Below are 19330 nucleotides of genomic sequence, written 5' to 3' on the forward strand. Positions count from 1 at the left end.
TGCACCACACGTGTAACTGAAATTGGCTCCGGCCATCCTGGCCTTGGTATGATCAGTATCGACATCGGGCCGGGTTTTCAAATTCAAAGCCCGAAGGATATGTCTAAAATGCAAAACGCCCACCGGTTTGGCGGGCGCTCGCAACTTCGGAATTATTGGGGCTTAGCCGTAAACCGACTCTTTGCCGAAATGCTTGGTCAGCATGTAATAAACCACGGCGCGGTATTTGTTGCGCTCGGATTTACCATAGGTTTCGATCACTTTGTTGATGGCGCTCATCAGCTCGGGGCCGTCGGCCAGACCAAGTTTCTTGATCAGGAAATTTTCCTTGACGGTTTCCAGTTCGCTTGGCTGCGAACCCGCAACGGTGGAGGCATCCGCATTATAGATCGCCGGACCGCAGCCGATGGTTACCTTGGTCAGCAGATCCATGTCCGGAGTCATGCCACATTTGTTCTTCAGATCATCTGCATACTGCGCGATCAGATCGTCACGTTTTCCCATATTTATCTCTCCCACCAATGAACGGGCGCACGGCCCCTGTGTAGACCCCTCGCGGGTCTTGCCGGGGACGATAAGGTTTAAATCAGCCAATCCAAAGGAAAAAATGTCGGAAAATTCCCCACAAGCGGGCGCCGGCCTAACGGCAGGTTCCCCAGCCCCGGTTTTGCAGATGAAAATGATCTTTGTGCAGCGCGTTGAAGTCCGGGCCCAGAACGGTGGAAAACCATTTGCAGCCGGTATCGCGCAAGTCACGCAGGAACGCACCACGCGCGCCCGGACTGTCCCAATCTTTCAACAAATCAATGCGCGTTCCGTCCGCCAGAACGACACCGCGAATATCGATCGAGGCGGCGGTGGCATGGGTGCTCATCCGGTTGGATGACCCGCGAATACGGCGGCAATTATAGCTGCCGATATGGCGAATGCCGCGCACCGATTGCCCCAGGTGGGCGCGTGCCGCAGGCTGCAACCCGTGATGTTCCCACATGGCAAGGCGCAGCGCCGTTTCACAGGCGGTTTCCAGTGGGTCCAGGGTGGCGCCGCCCACGCCCGCCAGTTTGACACGGTTGCGGATATGGCACTGATCGGCGGCCCTCAGCGGATCCATCTGCGTCGATTGCGCGGCCTGCGCCAGGATCGAACGGCACATGGCGGCATCACGGATTGCCCAGCGCAATTTGAAGGGCGTCACACGGGTGATCGGGTCTGAAACCCGCAGCGGTTTCAGCGGGCTCCATTCGTCCGGCACCGGGCTGTGCGGATCGCTCATCAACAGCCATCCCTGCAATGCCAGAAGGGCAGTAACCACCACCGTCACAACAAAAAAGGCCACCGCGCGGGTCAACGGGTGGCCTTTCTTTTCGTCTGTCATGCGAACCGCTTAGTACCGGTAGTGCTCGGGCTTGAACGGGCCGTCGGGGCTGACGCCGATATAGGCCGCCTGTTCGGGGTCCAGCTTCGACAGTTTGACGCCGATACGGTCCAGATGCAGGCGCGCGACCTTTTCATCCAGATGCTTGGGCAGGATGTAAACGTCGTTCTTGTATTCGTCGCCCTTGGTCCACAGTTCGATCTGAGCCAGCACCTGGTTGGTGAAGGACGCCGACATCACGAACGACGGATGCCCGGTGGCGTTGCCAAGGTTCAGCAAACGACCCTCGGACAGCAGGATGATGCGATTGCCCGAGGGCATTTCGATCATATCAACCTGTTCCTTGATGTTGGTCCATTTGTGGTTCTTCAGCGCCGCGACCTGAATTTCGTTGTCGAAGTGGCCGATGTTGCCGACGATCGCCATGTCCTTCATCGCGCGCATGTGGTCGATGCGGATCACGTCCTTGTTGCCGGTGGTGGTGATGAAGATATCGGCCGAGGATACGACATCCTCAAGCAGAACAACCTCGAACCCGTCCATGGCGGCCTGCAGCGCGCAGATCGGATCAACCTCGGTCACCTTCACGCGGGCGCCTGCGCCGCGCAAGCTGGCGGCCGACCCTTTGCCAACGTCGCCGTAGCCCATGACGACAGCAACCTTGCCGGCCATCATGGTGTCGGTCGCGCGGCGGATACCGTCAACCAGCGATTCCTTGCAGCCGTATTTGTTGTCGAATTTCGACTTGGTCACACTGTCGTTCACGTTGATCGCCGGGAAGGGCAGCTGACCCTGTTTCACCAGGTCATAAAGACGGTGCACACCGGTGGTCGTTTCCTCGGACACACCTTTGATCTGGTCCCGCATCTTGGTGAACCAGCCGGGGCTTTCCTTCATGCGCTTCTTGATCTGGGCAAAGATCGCTTCTTCTTCTTCGGATTTCGCAACGGCGATCAGGTCTGTTTCGCCCTGCTCAACACGCGCACCCAACAGGATGTAAAGCGTCGCATCGCCGCCATCGTCCAGGATCAGGTTCGGGCCTTCGGGGAACATGAAGGATTTGTCGAGGTAATCCCAATGCTCTTCCAACGTCTGGCCCTTGATCGCAAACACAGGTGTTCCGCCCGCCGCAATCGCCGCCGCTGCGTGATCCTGGGTGGAAAAGATGTTGCACGAGGCCCAGCGCACATCGGCCCCCAGTGCCACCAGCGTTTCGATCAGAACCGCGGTCTGGATGGTCATGTGCAGCGAACCGACGATCCGCGCGCCTTTCAGCGGTTTGCTTTCGCCATATTCGTCGCGCAGCGCCATCAGCCCCGGCATTTCCGTTTCAGCGATATCAAGTTCCTTGCGGCCATAGTCAGCCAGCGAAATATCCTTGACGATATAGTCCTGAGTCATCTTCTGCTCCGTTTTGCGCCGTGGCGTTGGCGTGTGCCCTACCATCCCTTGAATTATTCGGCAACGTAGATCACTCTGAGCGACAAAAACCCCCTGAGGGGCAAAAAAGAGGCCAGAAATGAGCGAAACAGCCGCCATTCCCGAAAACAAGTACGGCAAATACCATGTTCCCGCGGGGCTTGAGGGGCGACCGGCCTCAAAAGCGGTTTTGGCCGGATCGGTTTACGAACCCGATACGATCGCCTTCATGTGCAAACATGCCGCTGACGGCGACATAATCCATGCGGGTGCGTTTTTCGGAGATTTCATCCCCGCCCTGTCCAAATCCCTTGCGCCCGAGGCCCGGCTCTGGGCGTTTGAACCCAGCCCCTACAATTATGAATCCGCCCGGCAGACGGTTGCTCTGAATGATCTGGAGAACGTCACGCTGGCCAATGCGGCCCTGTCCGATCAGGACGGGAAAATCCATTTTCTGACCCACAAGCCCAATGGCGACCCGCTGGGCGGCGTTTCGAAATTCGTCGAAGAGGACGGCCCCGGCGTGACACGGGTTCAGGCCTTGATGCTGGATTACGTCGTTCCGCTGGATCGCAAACTGTCGATCCTGCAACTGGATGTCGAAGGGCATGAAAAACAGGCTCTAAAAGGGGCATATCACCTGATCAACCGCTGGAAACCGATCCTGATCCTGGAATATTTCGGACAGGATCAATGGATCACCCGGACGTTCCGCGGCCTTGGGTATCGCAAGATTGGCAAGCTGCACGGCAATTTCGTATATGCCACGCAGGATATGACCCTCTGACGTAACGCTTTCACAGCAGGTGCCACATGGCTCAGCAACCCCGCGCATGGCAACGTATGTTGTCGGGCCGCCGACTTGACCTTCTCGATCCGACTCCGATGGATATCGAGATCGAGGACATTGCCCATGGTCTGGCCTTTGTCGCGCGCTGGAACGGGCAGACACAGGGCGATTTCGCCTATTCGGTCGCCGAACATTCGCTGTTGGTTGAAACGCTGTTCGCGCGTCTGTCGCCCAACGCGCCGGTCAAATGGCGCCTGGCCGCCCTGTTGCATGACGCGCCGGAATACGTGATCGGCGACATGATTTCACCGGTCAAGGCGTCGGTCGGTCCGGGCTATGGTGAATTGGACGCGCGTCTCACGGCGGCCATTCACATCCGGTTCGGCCTGCCCGCGCAACTGCCCGCCACGATCAAGCGTCAGATCAAAAAGGCCGACCGTATCAGCGCCTGGATGGAAGCGACCCGCATTGCCGGGTTTTCCACGACCGAGGCAGACAAGTTTTTCGGCAAACCGAACGCCGAGATGATCGAAGGTCTGGACATCCGCCTGCGCCCCCCGATCCAGGCGCGCAACGATTACACCCGGCGGCACAAAGACCTTCTGTCTCAATTGAGCTAACGCTGGAACCTCGTGCATTTTTGACTCCATCCAGCGGTTATTCTGAATCTTTATCCTTCCGCAGGGATGAGTCGCGAAATATTGGCCCGAACAATAATCGTTTTTGACCTGAACCGGACCTTGGGCTTGATGAGCCTCAAGGTCCGCTGTGCGGACTTTTCTGCCGTTCAGTTTCGCTACTGCGCCCGTTTGAATGCAGCCGTTGCAACACCCATGACGACTAGCGCGCCACCTCCCAATCGGGAGAACCAAGCCAACACTGATGGCTGTGCAATCTTCGCCCTCAGCTTGTCCGCCAACAGCGCATATGCAAGCGCGTTGATCGCAGCCAATCCGACGAATGTTGCCACCAAAATTGCGAACTGCGGGAGAAGCGGGCTATCCACGACTACGAACTGAGGCACGAAGGCAATGAAAAAGGCGATGGACTTCGGATTAAGAGCAGTCACAGCAGCCGCGTGTCCGAAGACACTAGGGGCTCGAGTCTCAGTCACTTTTTCTAGATCGCCCAGTGAAGCTGTTGAAGCACTTCGAAAAAGCTTAACGCCCAAGTAGACTAGATAAACGGCACCTACCCACTTCAAAACAGTAAAAAGAGTTGCAGACGCGAGGACCAAGGCACCCAAACCCGCGAGCGATGCAGACATCGCGATAAAGTCACCTAATGCAACGCCCCCGACGGTCGCCAGAGCCACTTTCTTACCTTGGCTCATAGCGTAACTGAGGACGAGCAGGACCGTCGGCCCAGGGATGAGAAGAAGCGCTGTTGACGCTGCAACAAACGCCAGCCATATTTGAAAATCCATTGAAAGATCTCTCTGATGTTACCATCAACCAGCCATAACACCGCCAAACAGTAAAGATTTTTTTTAGCATATTTTGCGGCGCAGCATTAGACACTCTGGGCTCGAACCGGTCATTCGCCGCATTCAGTGCCAAGTTCCGCTATCTGAATTTGGATCAGTTGATGACCCAATGTTCAACGTCATCTGACGGTCGGCACGAACAGGCTATTCCGCCGCTTCGCTCGCGGCCCGACGGGCGCGGCGTGCCTCGCGCAGCGCTTTGACCCGCTTGCGCACATAGCGGGGCGATTCAATGAACTTTTCGTTCTTTTTCAAACCCTTGCTGTCGAAAATCTCTTGCCGCTGTTCCTCGGTCAAGGCGGGCCACTGGATATCTTTTCTGACAAATCCCGCCTCGGCCAGGTCCCGGCCAACGATCTCGTGATCCAACTCGCCAAAGGACAGCCGGTTCGAGTGGCTCTTGCCATCGGCCTTGACCCATTCTGTGCGCAGCGCGTTGATCAAAAGCGGCTCGGTCCCGCAGAAATGCCGCACGTTCGACGCCAACAGGTTGTTGGCGGTCGATTTACGCCGCAGGACGATGGCAACCGGTTGATCGGGCGTGCCGACCATGGCGTAAAGATGCACGGCGGACCCATCCGCCGCGATCACCTTTTTGGCCGCCTTGTAGCGGGCAATCTGGGTGGCAAGATCGTGCTGTTGCGGGTGAAAGGTTTCATATCCCTCTTCCGCAAGAAGGTCCTCCAACCGCTCTTCGCCCAGCAACCCGCCCTTGCCCAGACCCAGGGCCGAGCGCGAGATGTAAATCTTGTCCGGGCCGTCCGGCGCGATGTCCTTGGCGAAATTCTGGTGCATGGCATCGCGGAATTTCTGCGTCCCGGCCGTGATCAGCCCCAGGCCGAACCCCTGCCCCGGAACCACCAGCTCCTCGACCCGGGTCGGGTCGGCAGCGACCTGAATTGGCATGCCGGGCGCCAACAGGTTCACGAAATCGGTGTGAAACCCGCGCACGGCCTCGCCCACGCGCGGACGTTTGGGAATGAACAGAATGCCATCGACCGGCGCATCCAGATGGTTCAGCGCCCACAGGCGTGCGGTGCTTTCCACCAGGAAATGACCGAAATGCGCCCACAGCACCCCACCCCAAAGCCACCGGCCTTTCAGGGTGTGCCCGATTTCGGCCGGCATGTCCGGTTCGGTCGTCATCGGGCGGTATTTCCGCCACAGCGCGCCCTCGGGGCAATAGGTGCCGTCGGATTTCAGGACGCCGCAGGGCTGGATAAAGCCGCTTTCCTCGGGCGGAACAACAATTGCATCCTTCAGCGTTACAATGTCTTCCGACCAGCCGCCTTCGGGCTTGGGTTGCGTATCAGGTCCGAATTCAGTCACCACGCATGCCCTGTTTACCGCGGGCTGCGCTTGGCCAGGATGCGTTGCAACGTGCGGCGATGCATGTTCAGCCGCCGGGCCGTTTCGCTGACATTGCGATCACACAATTCATATACCCGCTGGATGTGTTCCCACCGGACGCGGTCGGCGCTCATCGGGTTTTCGGGCGGCGGCGGCAGTTCGTCGGACTTGGCCAGCAGCGCATTGGTGATATCCGTCGCGTCCGCCGGTTTTGACAGGTAATCGGTTGCGCCGATCTTGACCGCCGCCACGGCGGTGGCAATTGCACCATAGCCTGTCAGAACGACAACGCGGCTGTCGGGGCGTTTTTCACGTAGCACTTCGACAACGTCCAGACCGTTGCCATCCTCAAGCCGCAGATCAACCACCGCATAGGCAGGTGGGCGTGCCGTGGCAATCGCCCGTCCTGCCGCGACCGAGGACGCGGTTTCGATTTCGAAACCCCGTTTTTCCATCGCCTTGGCAAGACGCCGCAAAAACGGTTCGTCATCGTCGACCAGCAACAAGGACTTGTCTGGCCCGATATCCAGCAGCTCCGCATCCGCCATGCCGTCTCCTCCGGTTTTTTTCTTGGTTTTGAAAGGAGTATTACAAGTGCCTGTTCAAAGGTCAAACACGCAAGTCACGTCACGAGTTGTCCAGAAAACAGCCGATCTTGTCAGCCATCTCATCGGGGGTGATTTCGCGGCGGAAAAATTCGACAAACCCGTGCTCGGGCAACACCAGATAGGAAAAGGTCGAATGATCGACGAGATAATAATCGTCTTCGGCCGGATGCGCCTTGTAATAGGTCTTGTAGGCCTGGCTGGCCGCTTTGACCTGTTCAGGGGATCCGGTCAGCCCGATCATGCGTTCGTGCAGATTGGAGGCAAATTCACCAACCACCTGCGGTGTATCGCGGGCCGGATCGATCGAGATGAAAACGGGGGTCACCATCCGCCCGCGCTCTTCCAGAATATCGATCGCCTCGACATTGCGCGAATTGTCCAGCGGGCACACGTCAGGACAGAAAGTATAACCGAAATAGATCAGCGACGGACCGGTCAGAACATCCTTGTCGATGACCGTTTCGCCATCCTTGTTGATCAGTTCAAAAGGTCCGCCAATCTGGCTTGTCCCGCCCGCGATCTGGCTTGAACTGCATTGCGCGAACTGATCTTCGGGCCCGGCCACGCGGGCTGCAATCCAGATGCCCCCGATCAGAAGAGCCATGAAAACGGCGGCGGCTATTGCATAAACTCGGGTCATCGCAGACTGTATCCTTCGGGCGTGACGGTTGATCGTTGCAAGGCGGACTCCTATCAAGATGCCCGGTCGTTGCAACTCACTTAAGGGCCACATGACAGATTCCAATAGCGGCCTTTTGTACAGACAGGAACGCGGCAACTGGATCCGGCTGCGCACGCTGATCCTGTTGCGATGGGTGGCCATTCTGGGCCAGTTGACCGCCATCACCGTCGCGCAGCGCATGTACCACCTGCAGCTTGAGGTCGGGTTGTGTTACCTGGCCATCGGGGTGTCCGTTACCGGCAACCTGGTCGCGATGTTCGTCTTTCCCGAAAGCAAACGGCTGACGGAAACCGAAAACTTTCTGATGGTGCTGTTCGACCTGCTGCAACTGGCGTTTCTGCTGTACCTGACCGGCGGGCTGCACAACCCGTTTGCCATTCTGCTGCTGGGTCCGGTCACCATTTCCGCCAGTGTTCTGGGGCTGCGATCGACGATGCTGATCGGCGGAACGGCGATCATACTGGTGACCCTGCTGGCCATGTTCCACCTGCCATTGCGCACCGAGCAGGGGTTCATCCTGCGCATCCCTGATGTGTTCATCTTCGGCAACTGGGCCGCGATCATCATCGCCACCTTGTTCATCGGGGCCTATTCGCGGCGCGTCAGTTCGGAGATGCATTCGATGTCCGATGCACTGAACGCCACCCAGATGGCCCTGTCGCGCGAACAGAAACTGACCGATCTGGGCGGCGTCGTCGCCGCCGCCGCGCATGAGCTGGGCACACCGCTGGCGACCATCAAGCTGGCCAGTGCCGAATTGATAGAAGAGCTGGATGACCGCCCCGACCTGCGCGAAGATGCCGCGCTGATCCGCGAACAGGCGGATCGCTGCCGCGATATCCTGCGCGACATGGGGCGCGCCGGTAAGGACGATCTTCACCTGCGTCAGGCCCCGCTCAGCACGGTAATTAACGAAGCTGCCGAACCGCATATGGGCCGGGGCAAGATCATCCATTTCGAAGAAGGTCCCGGCAAGGGCGGCCGGCTGCAACAACCCTCCATCCTGCGCAAACCCGAGGTGATCCACGGGCTGCGCAACCTGATCCAGAATGCCGTGGATTTTGCCCGCGCCAATGTCTGGATCGAGGCGATGTGGACCGATGATATCATCTCGGTCCGGATTCTGGACGATGGGCGCGGGTATCCTCCCCACCTGATCGGGCGCATCGGGGATCCGTTCATGCGCCGCCGGCGCAGTGAATCCGACCGCAAGAAGCGCCCCGAATACGAAGGCATGGGTCTTGGGCTTTTCATCGCGAAAACCCTGCTCGAACGCTCCGGCGCCGAGCTGAGTTTTGCCAACGGATCGGACAGGTTGACCGGAGATGAACGGCGTATGAAACGGGGCGCCATTGTCGAAGTCGTCTGGCCCCGTGACAAGATTGACGCGCAGCAGGGCGAAAACGCGGTTCCGATGGGCATAAATCAGCCCATCCAGATCTGAAACCTCGCAGGTTTCGGACTTTGGTTAAGCGCGCGTTAACCTAATCCCGTCCATTTTCACGCTGGACTGCGCGAAGCTGGATCACGGGACATCAAAATCATGGCTATCTACGAATGGTCCATACTGGCGGTCACCTGCCTGTTCACCGCCGGCATCGCGGTCTATTGGCTGGCCCCGCGCGCGGCGGCAGGCTCCAACAACCCCAGACGGATATCGCGCAGCGCCGTCTGGCTGTTCGACGGCGAAGACGTCATGGATGCCACCACTAATGCGCGGCCCGCGCTGAACAATCGCCCGGTGTATGACTGGCAAGGGCTGAGCAATGCGCTTTCGGGACGGTTTTCGGGTTTCCCCAGGACCCAGGACAGTGTTCGCCAAAAGGGCCCCATCGTTCTGGCGGCCGACAACCCGGACGACCCCGGCCAATTGACGTGCGAATGGCTGGATGGCGTGGTGCGTGTCGAATTGCTGGGCGAACCGATAGGGACCGGCGACACCGTTACCAACAGCACCATTTCCACGCTGCGCAGGGGTCTGGACACGCTGCAATCCGCCGTCAACCAGACACCTTATCCCATCTGGCGCGTTGGCGCGTCTGGCAAAGTCATCTGGTGCAATGCGGCCTATGGTGACCTGTGTCGCAAGTTGGGCTATCCGGTCGAGGATCGTCACAACTCCCTTTTCACCATTTCGCCCGACGACCCGGGCCAGGACGGCAAGCGTCGGATGTCGGTGTCCGATCAGGGCTCTGGTCGCAAGCTGTGGTTCGATGTGTCCGTCGTCCGGCATGAGCAGAATTGCCTGTGTTACGCTGTCGATGTGAATGCCGTGGTCGAGGCAGAAGTCGCTCAGCGCAATTTTGTGCAGACGCTGGCAAAAACATTTGCGCAGCTGTCCATCGGACTGGCGATTTTCGACCGGAACCGGCAACTGGCCCTGTTCAATCCGGCACTGATCGACCTGACCGCCCTGCCCGCTGACTTCCTCAGCGCGCGGCCCAACCTTCTGTCGTTCTTTGACCGCATGCGCGACCAGCGCATGATGCCCGAACCCAAGAATTACAACAGCTGGCGCCACCAAATGGCCGAACTGGTCGAGGCGGCCTCGGACGGGCGCTATCAGGAAACATGGTCGCTGGCGTCCGGGTCCGTCTATTCAGTAACGGGCCGGCCGCATCCGGACGGCGCGATTGCCTTTCTGATCGAGGACATCACCGCCGAGATCACCCTGACCCGCCGATTCCGGTCGGATCTGGAGCTGAGCCAATCGATCCTTGATCAGCTTGACGATGCGATTGCAGTGTTTGCCTCCGACGGCAGCCTGACGGTGACCAACGCCGCCTATCGCGATATGTGGTCGGTGGATCCGGACAACAGTTTTGCCCAGACCACGGCCCTGGATGCCACCCGATCCTGGCAGGATCAGTGCAAGGCGACCCCGGTCTGGGGTGAAATCCGCGATTTCGTCGCCGCCCGCGAAAACCGTGCCGAATGGTGGGCGGACGTCCGCCTGAAATCCGGTACACCCCTGTTGTGCACGGTCAGTCCAATCCAGAACGGGGCGACGATGGTGGTGTTCGGCCATGCGCCAAATGGCGAACGTCAGGAACCCCGTGTGGAAGTCAGCGAAACCACCTGATCCGTCTTGCGGCTGCCCCGGCACGGGGCCATTGTGGCGGGATGAGCAGCGCCGCGTTTACCCTTTCGCCAAAATCGCCCGACCAGACCGCCGATCTTGCCGCGCGTCTGGGCCAGGTGCTGAATGCGGGGGATACCGTGTTGCTGGATGGGCCAATCGGGGCCGGTAAAACGCATTTCTGCCGCCACCTGATCCAATCCCTTCTGGATGCGCCCGAGGACGTGCCATCGCCCACCTTTACGCTGGTTCAGACCTATGACAGCCTCGCCGGGGAAATCTGGCATGCGGATCTCTATCGCCTGGGCAACGTGGGCGAGGTCGAGGAACTGGGCCTGTTCGACGCCTTTGATCAGGCCATCTGCCTGATCGAATGGCCCGATCGTCTGGGCGATGCCGCCCCGGGTGATGCGCTGAGCGTGACTTTATGCCCTGATCCACAACATCATGACACACGCCACATTACCTTTGACTGGACTGATCCCAAATGGGACGAACGACTGGAAAACCTGACGCATGACTGACCGCGCCGCCCTTGCCACCGCATTTCTGAACCGCACCGACTGGGCCGACACCGCCCGCGCGCCACTGGCCGGGGACGCCTCGAACCGGCGGTATGAACGTCTGCGCCGTCCCGGAACCGCGGAGTCGGCAGTTCTGATGGACGCGCCGCCCGACAAGGATGAGGACGTGCGCCCCTTCGTGCGTATCGCCCGGCATCTGCGCGCGCAGGGGCTCAGCGCGCCCGAGATCTATGCCGAGGATACAGAAAACGGGTTTCTCCTGCTTGAGGACTTAGGGGATGATCTTTTCAAACGGGCCATCGCCCGCGATCCATCGCTGGAACACCCGCTTTACGCCGCCGCGACCGATCTTCTGGTCGATCTCCATCGCGCGCCCCTGCCCGATCTTGACCCTTACAGCCCGCCGGTGATGACCGATCTGGCCTGCCTTGCCTTTGACCGGTACACGGATCGGATTGTGGCGGCGCCGACCACGGCGGCGCGCGAGCGGTTTGGGCAGATGTTCGAAGACATCCTGCGCCAGACCATGCGGGACGATCCAGTGCTCGTGATGCGCGATTACCACGCCGAAAACCTGTTGTGGCTGCCGGATCGCACAGGCGTCGCGCGGGTTGGCCTGCTCGATTTCCAGGACGCGATGTCGGGGCACCGCTCTTATGATCTGGTCTCGCTTTTGCAGGATATCCGGCGCGATGTGTCACCCGCGATCGAGGCTGAAATGATCACCCGCTACATTGAAACCTCCGGCAGCGACGACCATCTGTTCCGCACCGCCTATGCCGTTCAGGGCGCCCAGCGCAATCTGCGCATCATGGGCGTTTTTGCCCGGTTAGGGACTGATTTTGGCAAACCGCACTACGTCGATATGCTGCCCAAGGTCTGGTCCCACCTAGTGCGCGACCTTCAACATCCCGCCCTTGCCCCGGTGGCCGATCTTGTGTTGACCACCCTGCCCGAACCCACACCGGATGCGCTGCAAAAGCTGAAACCGCAATGACCCGGACACCTGATGCCGTAATGCTGTTTGCCGCCGGGTTCGGCACCCGGATGGGCGCGCTGACCAAGGACCGGCCAAAACCGCTGATCGAGGTCGCGGGCAAACCACTGATCGATCATGCGCTGGACCTGACCGCGCATGTGTCGCCGTCGCGCGTCGTGGCCAATCTGCATTACAAGGCAGAAATGCTGGCCGATCATCTGGCCCCGCGCGGGGTTGCCGTATCGATCGAAGAGCCCGACATCCTGGAAACCGGCGGCGGGCTCAAGGCGGCCTTGCCCATGCTTGGGGACGGGCCGGTGTTTACCATGAATACCGATGCGATCTGGTCCGGGCCCAACCCCCTGGGTCTGCTGCTGGAGCGATGGGAGCCGCGCGACATGGATGCGTTGCTGATGTGCGTTCCGGTCGGTCAGGCAATCGGTCATACGGGACAGGGCGATTTCTCCGCCGATCCCGCAGGGCGTGCCCAGCGCGGCGGGCCCCTGATTTACGGCGGTGTGCAGATCGTAAAGACCGAAGGACTGGCCGCCATTGATAAGGCGGTTTTTTCCCTTAATGAGCTGTGGAATATCCACGCACAGAGCCAGCGGCTTTTCGTCACCGAATACCCCGGTCAATGGTGCGACGTCGGTCATCCCGACGGCATATCTCTGGCCGAAACCCTTTTGTTAGAGCCTGATGTTTGATCCCTCGGACACTCCGCGCGTATTTGCGCTGCCGCCTGGGGTCGATTTCCCCAAAGCGCTGCTGGATGGGCTGATCACCCGCACCGGGGATGCGGCCCCGGACGCGTTGGCGCGCGTGCTTCTGATCGTCAACACCCGGCGCATGGAGCGACGCATTCGTGACCTGTTCGATACCGGTCCACCCCGGTTGCTACCCCGCGTTTCGCTGGTCACGGATATTGGCGAAAACTGGCAGGTCGACGCCATTCCGCCCGCCATCTCGCCTCTGCGCCGGCGTCTGGAACTGGCCCGGCTGATCAGCGTTCTGCTGGAGCGCCAGCCCGATCTGGCCGCGCGGTCGTCGCTTTATGATCTGGCCGACAGTCTGGCCGGACTGATCGACGAAATGCAGGGAGAAGGCGTCAGCACAGACGATATCCGCAATCTGGATGTCACCGACATGTCCGGGCACTGGGCGCGGGCGCAGGCGTTCATCGGGATCGCCGATCAATATCTCGACGCGGGTGACGGCCGGATGGATGCGCAGGCCCGGCAACGGCGCGTGGTCGAGGCGCTGATCGCCCATTGGAAGGCCGACCCGCCAAAGCACCCCGTCATTCTGGCGGGATCGACCGGATCACGCGGCACGACGCTGATGCTGATGCAGGCCGTGGCGCAGTTGCCGCAGGGGGCCGTGGTGCTGCCCGGGTTTGATTTTGATCAACCCGCCCCTGTGTGGGACGCGATGGACCGCCCGGAACAGTCCGAGGATCACCCGCAATTCCGGTTCGTGAACGTGGCCCATGCGATGGGAATCAACCCCACCGATATCCGTGAATGGACCGACGTCAAACCGCCGTCCCCGGCGCGTAACCGCCTGACTTCGCTGTCTTTACGGTCAGCCCCCTTTACCGATTCATGGCTGGACGAAGGGCCCCAGCTGCGCGATCTCGATACCGCAACGCAGAACATGACCCTGATCGAAGCGCCCTCGCCCAGATCCGAGGCATTGGCCATTGCGCTACGACTGCGCAAGGCGGCGGAAACCGGGCAGACCGCCGCACTGATCACCCCCGACCGGATGCTGACCCGCCGGGTCAGTGCCGCATTGGACCAATGGAACATCCTGCCGGACGACAGCGCCGGTTTACCGCTGCAACTGTCACCGCCGGGCCGGTTCTTGCGCCATATCTGCCAGTTGTTCGTGCATCCCCTGACCGGCGATCAGCTGATGACGCTGCTGAAACACCCGTTGTGCCACAGCGGAACGGACCGCGGCGACCACCTGCTGCACACCCGTGACCTGGAACTGCACCTGCGCCGCAACGGCCCGCCGTTTCCGGGTGCAGACAGCTTTGCCGCCTTTCAGACCGCCGCCCGGAACCCGCCGCCGGACACCTGGATCACTTGGCTGACGGGTGTATTCGCCGACAAAACCGTTGCCGGGTCGCAGCCCCTGACCACATGGGTCGAACAGTTGCGCGATCTGGCCGAGGGGATTGCCGCAGGCGCCGATACGCCCGGATCAGGGGGCCTGTGGGAAAAGAACGCCGGTCAAAAGGCGTTGCAGGTCATGACGGCGCTCGACTCCGAGTCCGCGCATGGCGGCGACATGACCGCGCACGAATTCAACGACCTTCTTGGTGCGCTTTTGGCGGGCGAAGAGGTGCGCGACCGCGACGCTCCATTTGGAAAAATCATGATCTGGGGCACGCTGGAGGCCCGTGTTCAGGGGGCCGATCTGCTGATTTTGGGCGGGCTGAACGAAGACAGCTGGCCCGAGGCGACGCGCCCCGACCCCTGGCTAAACCGGCGGATGCGGTTGCAGGCCGGGTTGTTGTTGCCCGAACGCAGGATCGGGTTGTCAGCCCATGATTTTCAACAGGCCGTCGCCGCGCCCGAGGTCTGGCTGACCCGGTCGGTCCGTTCGGACGATGCGGAAACAGTGGCGTCCCGGTGGCTGAACCGTCTGACGAACCTGATGTCGGGCCTGCCCGATCAGGGCGGCCCACAGGCGCTGGCCGGGATGCGGGCCCGCGGACAGACCTGGCTGAACTGGGCAAAAGCCGCCGAAGCGGTCGATGACGTTGCCCCGGCCGAATGGCCATCGCCCCGCCCGCCTGTTGCGGCGCGTCCTCGCCAGTTGAGCGTGACGGAAATCAAACGGCTGATCCGCGATCCCTATGCGATCTATGCCAAGCATGTCCTGCGTCTGAGACCGCTTGATCCGTTAATGCGCGAACCCGACGCGTTGCTGCGCGGCATCGTTGTGCACGAAATTCTGGAACAGTTCATCAAGGACACGTTGGCGGACGCGCAAACCCTGAACGCCGCCAGTTTCCTTGAGCAATGTGAAACCTTGTTGACCGATATGGTCCCGTGGCCCACAGCACAACGGTTCTGGCTGGCCCGCATGGGCCGCGTCGCCCAAGACTTTATCACCAGCGAAAAACAAAGGCGCGCGCGATCGAAACCGATTTCGTTCGAGGCCGAGGCCAATCTGCGCCTCGATCCGCTTGATTTCACCATCATCGGGCGGGCCGACCGGATCGACCGCGACGAAGCCGGCCAGTTGCTGATCTATGACTACAAAACGGGCAAACCGCCGTCGAACGCCGAACAGACGCATTTCGACAAACAGCTTCTGATCGAGGCCGCGATTGCCGAGGAGGGCGGGTTCAAGGGTGTTGACGCGAACACCGTGGCGCAGGCGGTGTTCATCGGTCTTGGCACCACATTCCAAGAGATTGCCGCGCCGCTGGACAAGGAACCGACGCAAAAGGTGCTGAGTGGTTTGCGCGATCTGATCGGAAAATACCTTGACCCGACCCAGGGCTTTACCGCCCGTCTGAAGCTGCAAAAAGACACTGATACCGGCGATTATGACCATCTGGCCCGGTTTGGCGAATGGGACCGCACCGCATCCCCCAAGGGCGAGGATCTGGAATGAACGCGCGCAACGAAGCCACCGAACGCCAGGTACAGGCGGCGCGCCCGGATGCCTCGACCTGGCTGGTGGCCAACGCGGGGTCGGGCAAAACACGGGTTTTGACCGACCGGGTGGCGCGCCTGCTGCTGGACGGGGTGCAGCCGCAGAACATCCTGTGTCTGACCTATACCAAGGCCGCCGCAAGCGAGATGCAGAACCGGCTGTTCGCGCGGCTGGGTGAATGGGCGATGTTGGCGGACAGCAAATTGGCCCAGGCGCTGGTCGATCTGGGGGCAGGGGGCGACATCACCCCCGAACGGATGCGCCAGGCACGCACCCTGTTTGCCCGCGCGATCGAGGCGCCAGGTGGTCTCAAAATCCAGACGATCCATTCGTTCTGCGCCTCACTGCTGCGGCGGTTCCCGCTTGAGGCCGGGGTGAGCCCGCAATTTTCCGAAATGGAGGACCGGGCCGCACGCCTGTTGCAGGCGGAAATCGTTCAGGACTTTGCCCAGGGGCCGCAAGCCGCCCTGGTGGACGGGCTGGCGCAGTATATCTCGGAATTTTCCTTTGACGAACTGATGCCTGCGATTCTGCAGCATCGCTCAGCGTTCGATCAGCCGCTGTCGCTGGATGGCTTTCTTGAAATCCTGGACCTTCCGGCCGGCTATGACGAAGCCGCGCTTGAACGCCGGATATTCATCGGCGGCGAACAGGACCTTCTGGATCGCCTGATTGGGGCGCTCAAGACCGGAACACCAACCGACAACAAAGCTGCGGAAACCCTTTCAAAAATCAACGGGTTGGGCTTGTCCTGCCTGCCCGTCCTCGAAAACCTGTTTTTGTTTGGAGAAAGGACCGCCGCCCCGTTTTCTGCCAAGACGGGATCGGTTTCACGCCCCTTTGGAACCAAGACCGTCAGGTCGAACCATCCAGACCTGATGGATGAGGTTGATAAACTGATGCTGCGTGTCGAAGCCGGCCGCAGCCAACGCCTCGCGCTTGAAACTGCACGCAAGACACTGGCGCTGCACGCCTTTGCCCGCGCATTCCTGCCGGAATACGACCGGCGCAAACAGTTGCGCGGGTGGCTGGATTTCGACGACCAGATCCTGAAAGCGCGGCAATTGCTGAACGATCCGGCGGTGGCGCAGTGGGTTCTGTTCCGGCTGGACGGCGGCATCGATCATATCCTTGTGGACGAAGCCCAGGACACCAGCCCGGAACAATGGGACGTGATCGAAAAACTGGCCCAAGAATTCACCAGCGGACAGGGCGCGCGCACCGACGTCGAGCGCACGATTTTCGTGGTCGGGGACAAGAAACAGTCGATCTATTCCTTTCAGGGCGCCAATCCGGACGCCTTTGACCGGATGCAGGCCGAATTTGCCCACCGGTTGGAAGATTCCGGCTCGCAACTTCAGGATTTGTCACTGGAATTCTCGTTCCGCTCCGCCGAAACGATCCTGCGTCTTGTGGATCTGGTGTTTGAAAACCGGGTCGAGGCCGGGTTCCCGGCCACGTCGAAACACCGCGCCTTCAAATCCGACCTACCGGGGCGGGTCGACCTGTGGCCGGTGGTTGAAAAGGTTGAAGAAAAAGAAGACCGCCACTGGACCGACCCGGTGGACCGACCCAGCCCGCGCAACCACAATATCGTTCTGGCAGAACGGATCGCCAACCGTATCAAAACGATGATCGAGGACGGCGAAACCATTCCCGACGAACAGGACGGCGTCATGTACCGCCGTCCCGTTCAGCCGGGCGATTTCCTGATCCTTGTTCAGCGCCGGTCAATTCTGTTCGGCGAGATCATCCGCGCCTGCAAGGCCGCCGGATTGCCAATTGCCGGGGCGGATCGGCTCAAGGTCGGGGCGGAACTAGCGGTCAAGGATCTGGGCGCATTGCTCAGCTTTCTGTCGACGCCCGAAGACAGCCTTGCGCTGGCGACCGCGCTGAAAAGCCCGCTGTTCGGGTGGAGCGAACAGGCGCTGTTCGATCTGGCCCATCGCCGGACCGAAGACTACCTGTGGCAGGCCCTGCGCAAACGGGGCGATGAGTTTCCCGAAACGCTGGATATCCTGAACGACCTGCGCGGCCAAATCGATTTTCTGCGCCCCTATGACCTGATCGAACGCATCCTGACGCGCCACAACGCGCGCAAGCGGCTGTTGGCGCGGCTTGGCGAAGAGGCCGAGGACGGGATCAATGCCCTGTTGTCACAGGCGCTGGCCTATGAACGGTCCGAAATTCCCAGTTTGACGGGCTTTCTGATCTGGATGGAAACCGACGATCTCACGATCAAACGCCAGATGGGCAGCGCCGGGAATATGCTGCGGGTGATGACGGTGCATGGGGCCAAGGGGCTGGAATCACCCATCGTCATCCTGCCCGACACGGCCAAGCGCAACGCCCCCAAGATGCCAAAGATCCTGCCCAAGGAGGACACGCCGATCTGGACCTCGGGCAAGGTCGACATGCCCGAGGCCATGTCCGACGTGATCGAAGCCACCCGCGCAAAGGAAGAAAACGAACGGCTGCGGTTGTTGTACGTGGCGCTGACCCGCGCCGAGAAATGGCTGATCGTCGCCGCAGCGGGCGATTTGGATAAGGACGGCAACACCTGGTACCAACTGATCCAATCCGGGATGGAGCGGGCAGGGGCCGTGGCCCGGATATTCGACGGTGGCAAGGGCCTGTGTCTGGTTGATGACAGCTGGAGCGCGCTGGATCTGCGCAGCCCGGAAACGACCCACGCCGACTTGCCCGACCTGCCCTCGGTTTTCCTGCGCCCGGCCGCCTTGCCTGTTGCCGACCTGCCCACGCTCAGCCCTTCGGATCTGGGTGGGGCCAAGGCCATGCCCGGTGCGGCCGGGGAAGAGGAAGAGGTTGCCAAATTGCGCGGCACCCGCATTCACCTGTTGCTGGAACATCTGCCCGGCGTTCCCGAAGCCGATTGGACAAACGCGGCGAACCGAATCCTGCCTGATGCGGCCGAGAGTGACCTGGACGATGTTCTTGGTGAGGCGCGCAAAGTTCTCAGCCAACCCGATCTGGCCCATTTGTTCGGGCCCGATATTCTGGCCGAGGTTCCGGTCACCGCACAAATCGGCAGTCGGCGCATCCACGGGGTGATCGACCGATTGGTCCTGTCGGGCGACACCATCCTGATCGTCGATTTCAAATCCAACGCCACGGTCCCGCCGGATACCGCCCATGTTCCCGAAGGTATTTTGCGGCAGATGGCCGTTTATGGTGCGGCTTTGGAACAGATTTATCCAGGCCGCGACATTCAGACGGCCATATTGTGGACGCGCACCGCAAGCTTGATGCATCTACCGCACGATCTTGTGAGGGAGGCCCGGGGACGCACACCACATCTTGACCTTCCGGCTATGGGTTTCTAGGTTCTGTGACCTGACG

16 protein-coding genes are annotated in these 19330 nt (G+C 60.4%); 9 read left to right on the forward strand and 7 right to left on the reverse strand.

Annotated features, from left to right (window positions below):
- Positions 1-162 precede the first annotated feature (162 nt).
- From ACXYMO_RS13680 to ahcY, 3 genes are all read right to left on the reverse strand, one after another.
- Positions 163-504: a DUF2853 family protein gene (locus tag ACXYMO_RS13680; protein WP_458879274.1), complete on the reverse strand. Its 342-nt coding sequence runs from the start codon at positions 502-504 to the stop codon at positions 163-165.
- Positions 505-640: 136 nt separating this feature from the next.
- Positions 641-1375 (reverse strand): extensin-like domain-containing protein, encoded by a 735-nt coding sequence (locus ACXYMO_RS13685; RefSeq protein WP_458879275.1) that lies wholly within the window; start codon positions 1373-1375, stop codon positions 641-643.
- Between the two features lie 9 nt (positions 1376-1384).
- Entirely contained in the window at positions 1385-2776 is a 1392-nt protein-coding gene (gene ahcY / locus ACXYMO_RS13690) for an adenosylhomocysteinase (RefSeq protein ID WP_458879276.1), read from the reverse strand.
- A gap of 118 nt (positions 2777-2894) precedes the next feature.
- On the opposite strand from ahcY, the gene ACXYMO_RS13695 reads away from it, so the two are divergent.
- Positions 2895-3581, forward strand: coding sequence for an FkbM family methyltransferase (locus tag ACXYMO_RS13695; protein WP_458879277.1), 687 nt, complete (start codon positions 2895-2897; stop codon positions 3579-3581).
- Between the two features lie 26 nt (positions 3582-3607).
- Positions 3608-4204, forward strand: a complete 597-nt coding sequence (locus ACXYMO_RS13700) for an HD domain-containing protein (protein ID WP_458879278.1) — start codon at positions 3608-3610, stop codon at positions 4202-4204.
- A 176-nt stretch (positions 4205-4380) separates the two neighbouring features.
- On the opposite strand, the gene ACXYMO_RS13705 is transcribed toward ACXYMO_RS13700, so the two are convergent.
- The 4 genes from ACXYMO_RS13705 to ACXYMO_RS13720 form a co-directional block, all read right to left on the reverse strand.
- Positions 4381-5010 (reverse strand): LysE family translocator, encoded by a 630-nt coding sequence (locus ACXYMO_RS13705; protein ID WP_458879279.1) that lies wholly within the window; start codon positions 5008-5010, stop codon positions 4381-4383.
- Positions 5011-5214: 204 nt separating this feature from the next.
- Complete coding sequence (locus tag ACXYMO_RS13710; protein ID WP_458879280.1) at positions 5215-6399, reverse strand: glycosyltransferase 61 family protein; 1185 nt, start codon at positions 6397-6399, stop codon at positions 5215-5217.
- 14 nt (positions 6400-6413) lie between these two features.
- Entirely contained in the window at positions 6414-6968 is a 555-nt protein-coding gene (locus ACXYMO_RS13715; RefSeq protein ID WP_458879281.1) for an ActR/PrrA/RegA family redox response regulator transcription factor, read from the reverse strand.
- Positions 6969-7047: 79 nt separating this feature from the next.
- The gene (locus ACXYMO_RS13720) at positions 7048-7668 is read right to left on the reverse strand and encodes an SCO family protein (RefSeq protein WP_458879282.1); all 621 of its coding nucleotides are present in this window, start codon (positions 7666-7668) and stop codon (positions 7048-7050) included.
- Positions 7669-7759: 91 nt separating this feature from the next.
- Between ACXYMO_RS13720 and regB the strand changes: the two genes are divergently transcribed.
- From regB to addA, 7 genes are all read left to right on the forward strand, one after another.
- Positions 7760-9154 carry a sensor histidine kinase RegB gene (gene regB, locus ACXYMO_RS13725; protein WP_458879283.1) on the forward strand — a complete coding sequence of 465 codons (1395 nt, stop codon included), beginning with the start codon at positions 7760-7762 and terminating at the stop codon, positions 9152-9154.
- A gap of 99 nt (positions 9155-9253) precedes the next feature.
- Positions 9254-10792, forward strand: coding sequence for a PAS-domain containing protein (locus ACXYMO_RS13730; protein ID WP_458879284.1), 1539 nt, complete (start codon positions 9254-9256; stop codon positions 10790-10792).
- A 41-nt stretch (positions 10793-10833) separates the two neighbouring features.
- Positions 10834-11313 (forward strand): tRNA (adenosine(37)-N6)-threonylcarbamoyltransferase complex ATPase subunit type 1 TsaE, encoded by a 480-nt coding sequence (gene tsaE / locus ACXYMO_RS13735; protein WP_458879285.1) that lies wholly within the window; start codon positions 10834-10836, stop codon positions 11311-11313.
- The gene (locus tag ACXYMO_RS13740) at positions 11306-12310 is read left to right on the forward strand and encodes an aminoglycoside phosphotransferase family protein (RefSeq protein WP_458879286.1); all 1005 of its coding nucleotides are present in this window, start codon (positions 11306-11308) and stop codon (positions 12308-12310) included. The genes tsaE and ACXYMO_RS13740 overlap by 8 nt, the downstream gene beginning before the upstream one ends.
- Complete coding sequence (locus tag ACXYMO_RS13745) at positions 12307-12999, forward strand: nucleotidyltransferase family protein (RefSeq protein ID WP_458879287.1); 693 nt, start codon at positions 12307-12309, stop codon at positions 12997-12999. Before ACXYMO_RS13740 ends, ACXYMO_RS13745 begins: the two co-directional genes overlap by 4 nt.
- Positions 12992-15928: a double-strand break repair protein AddB gene (addB, locus tag ACXYMO_RS13750; protein ID WP_458879288.1), complete on the forward strand. Its 2937-nt coding sequence runs from the start codon at positions 12992-12994 to the stop codon at positions 15926-15928. The genes ACXYMO_RS13745 and addB overlap by 8 nt, the downstream gene beginning before the upstream one ends.
- Complete coding sequence (addA, locus tag ACXYMO_RS13755; RefSeq protein WP_458879289.1) at positions 15925-19314, forward strand: double-strand break repair helicase AddA; 3390 nt, start codon at positions 15925-15927, stop codon at positions 19312-19314. Before addB ends, addA begins: the two co-directional genes overlap by 4 nt.
- The last annotated feature ends 16 nt before the right edge of the window (positions 19315-19330 follow it).

The organism is Arenibacterium sp. CAU 1754, from assembly GCF_054482635.1.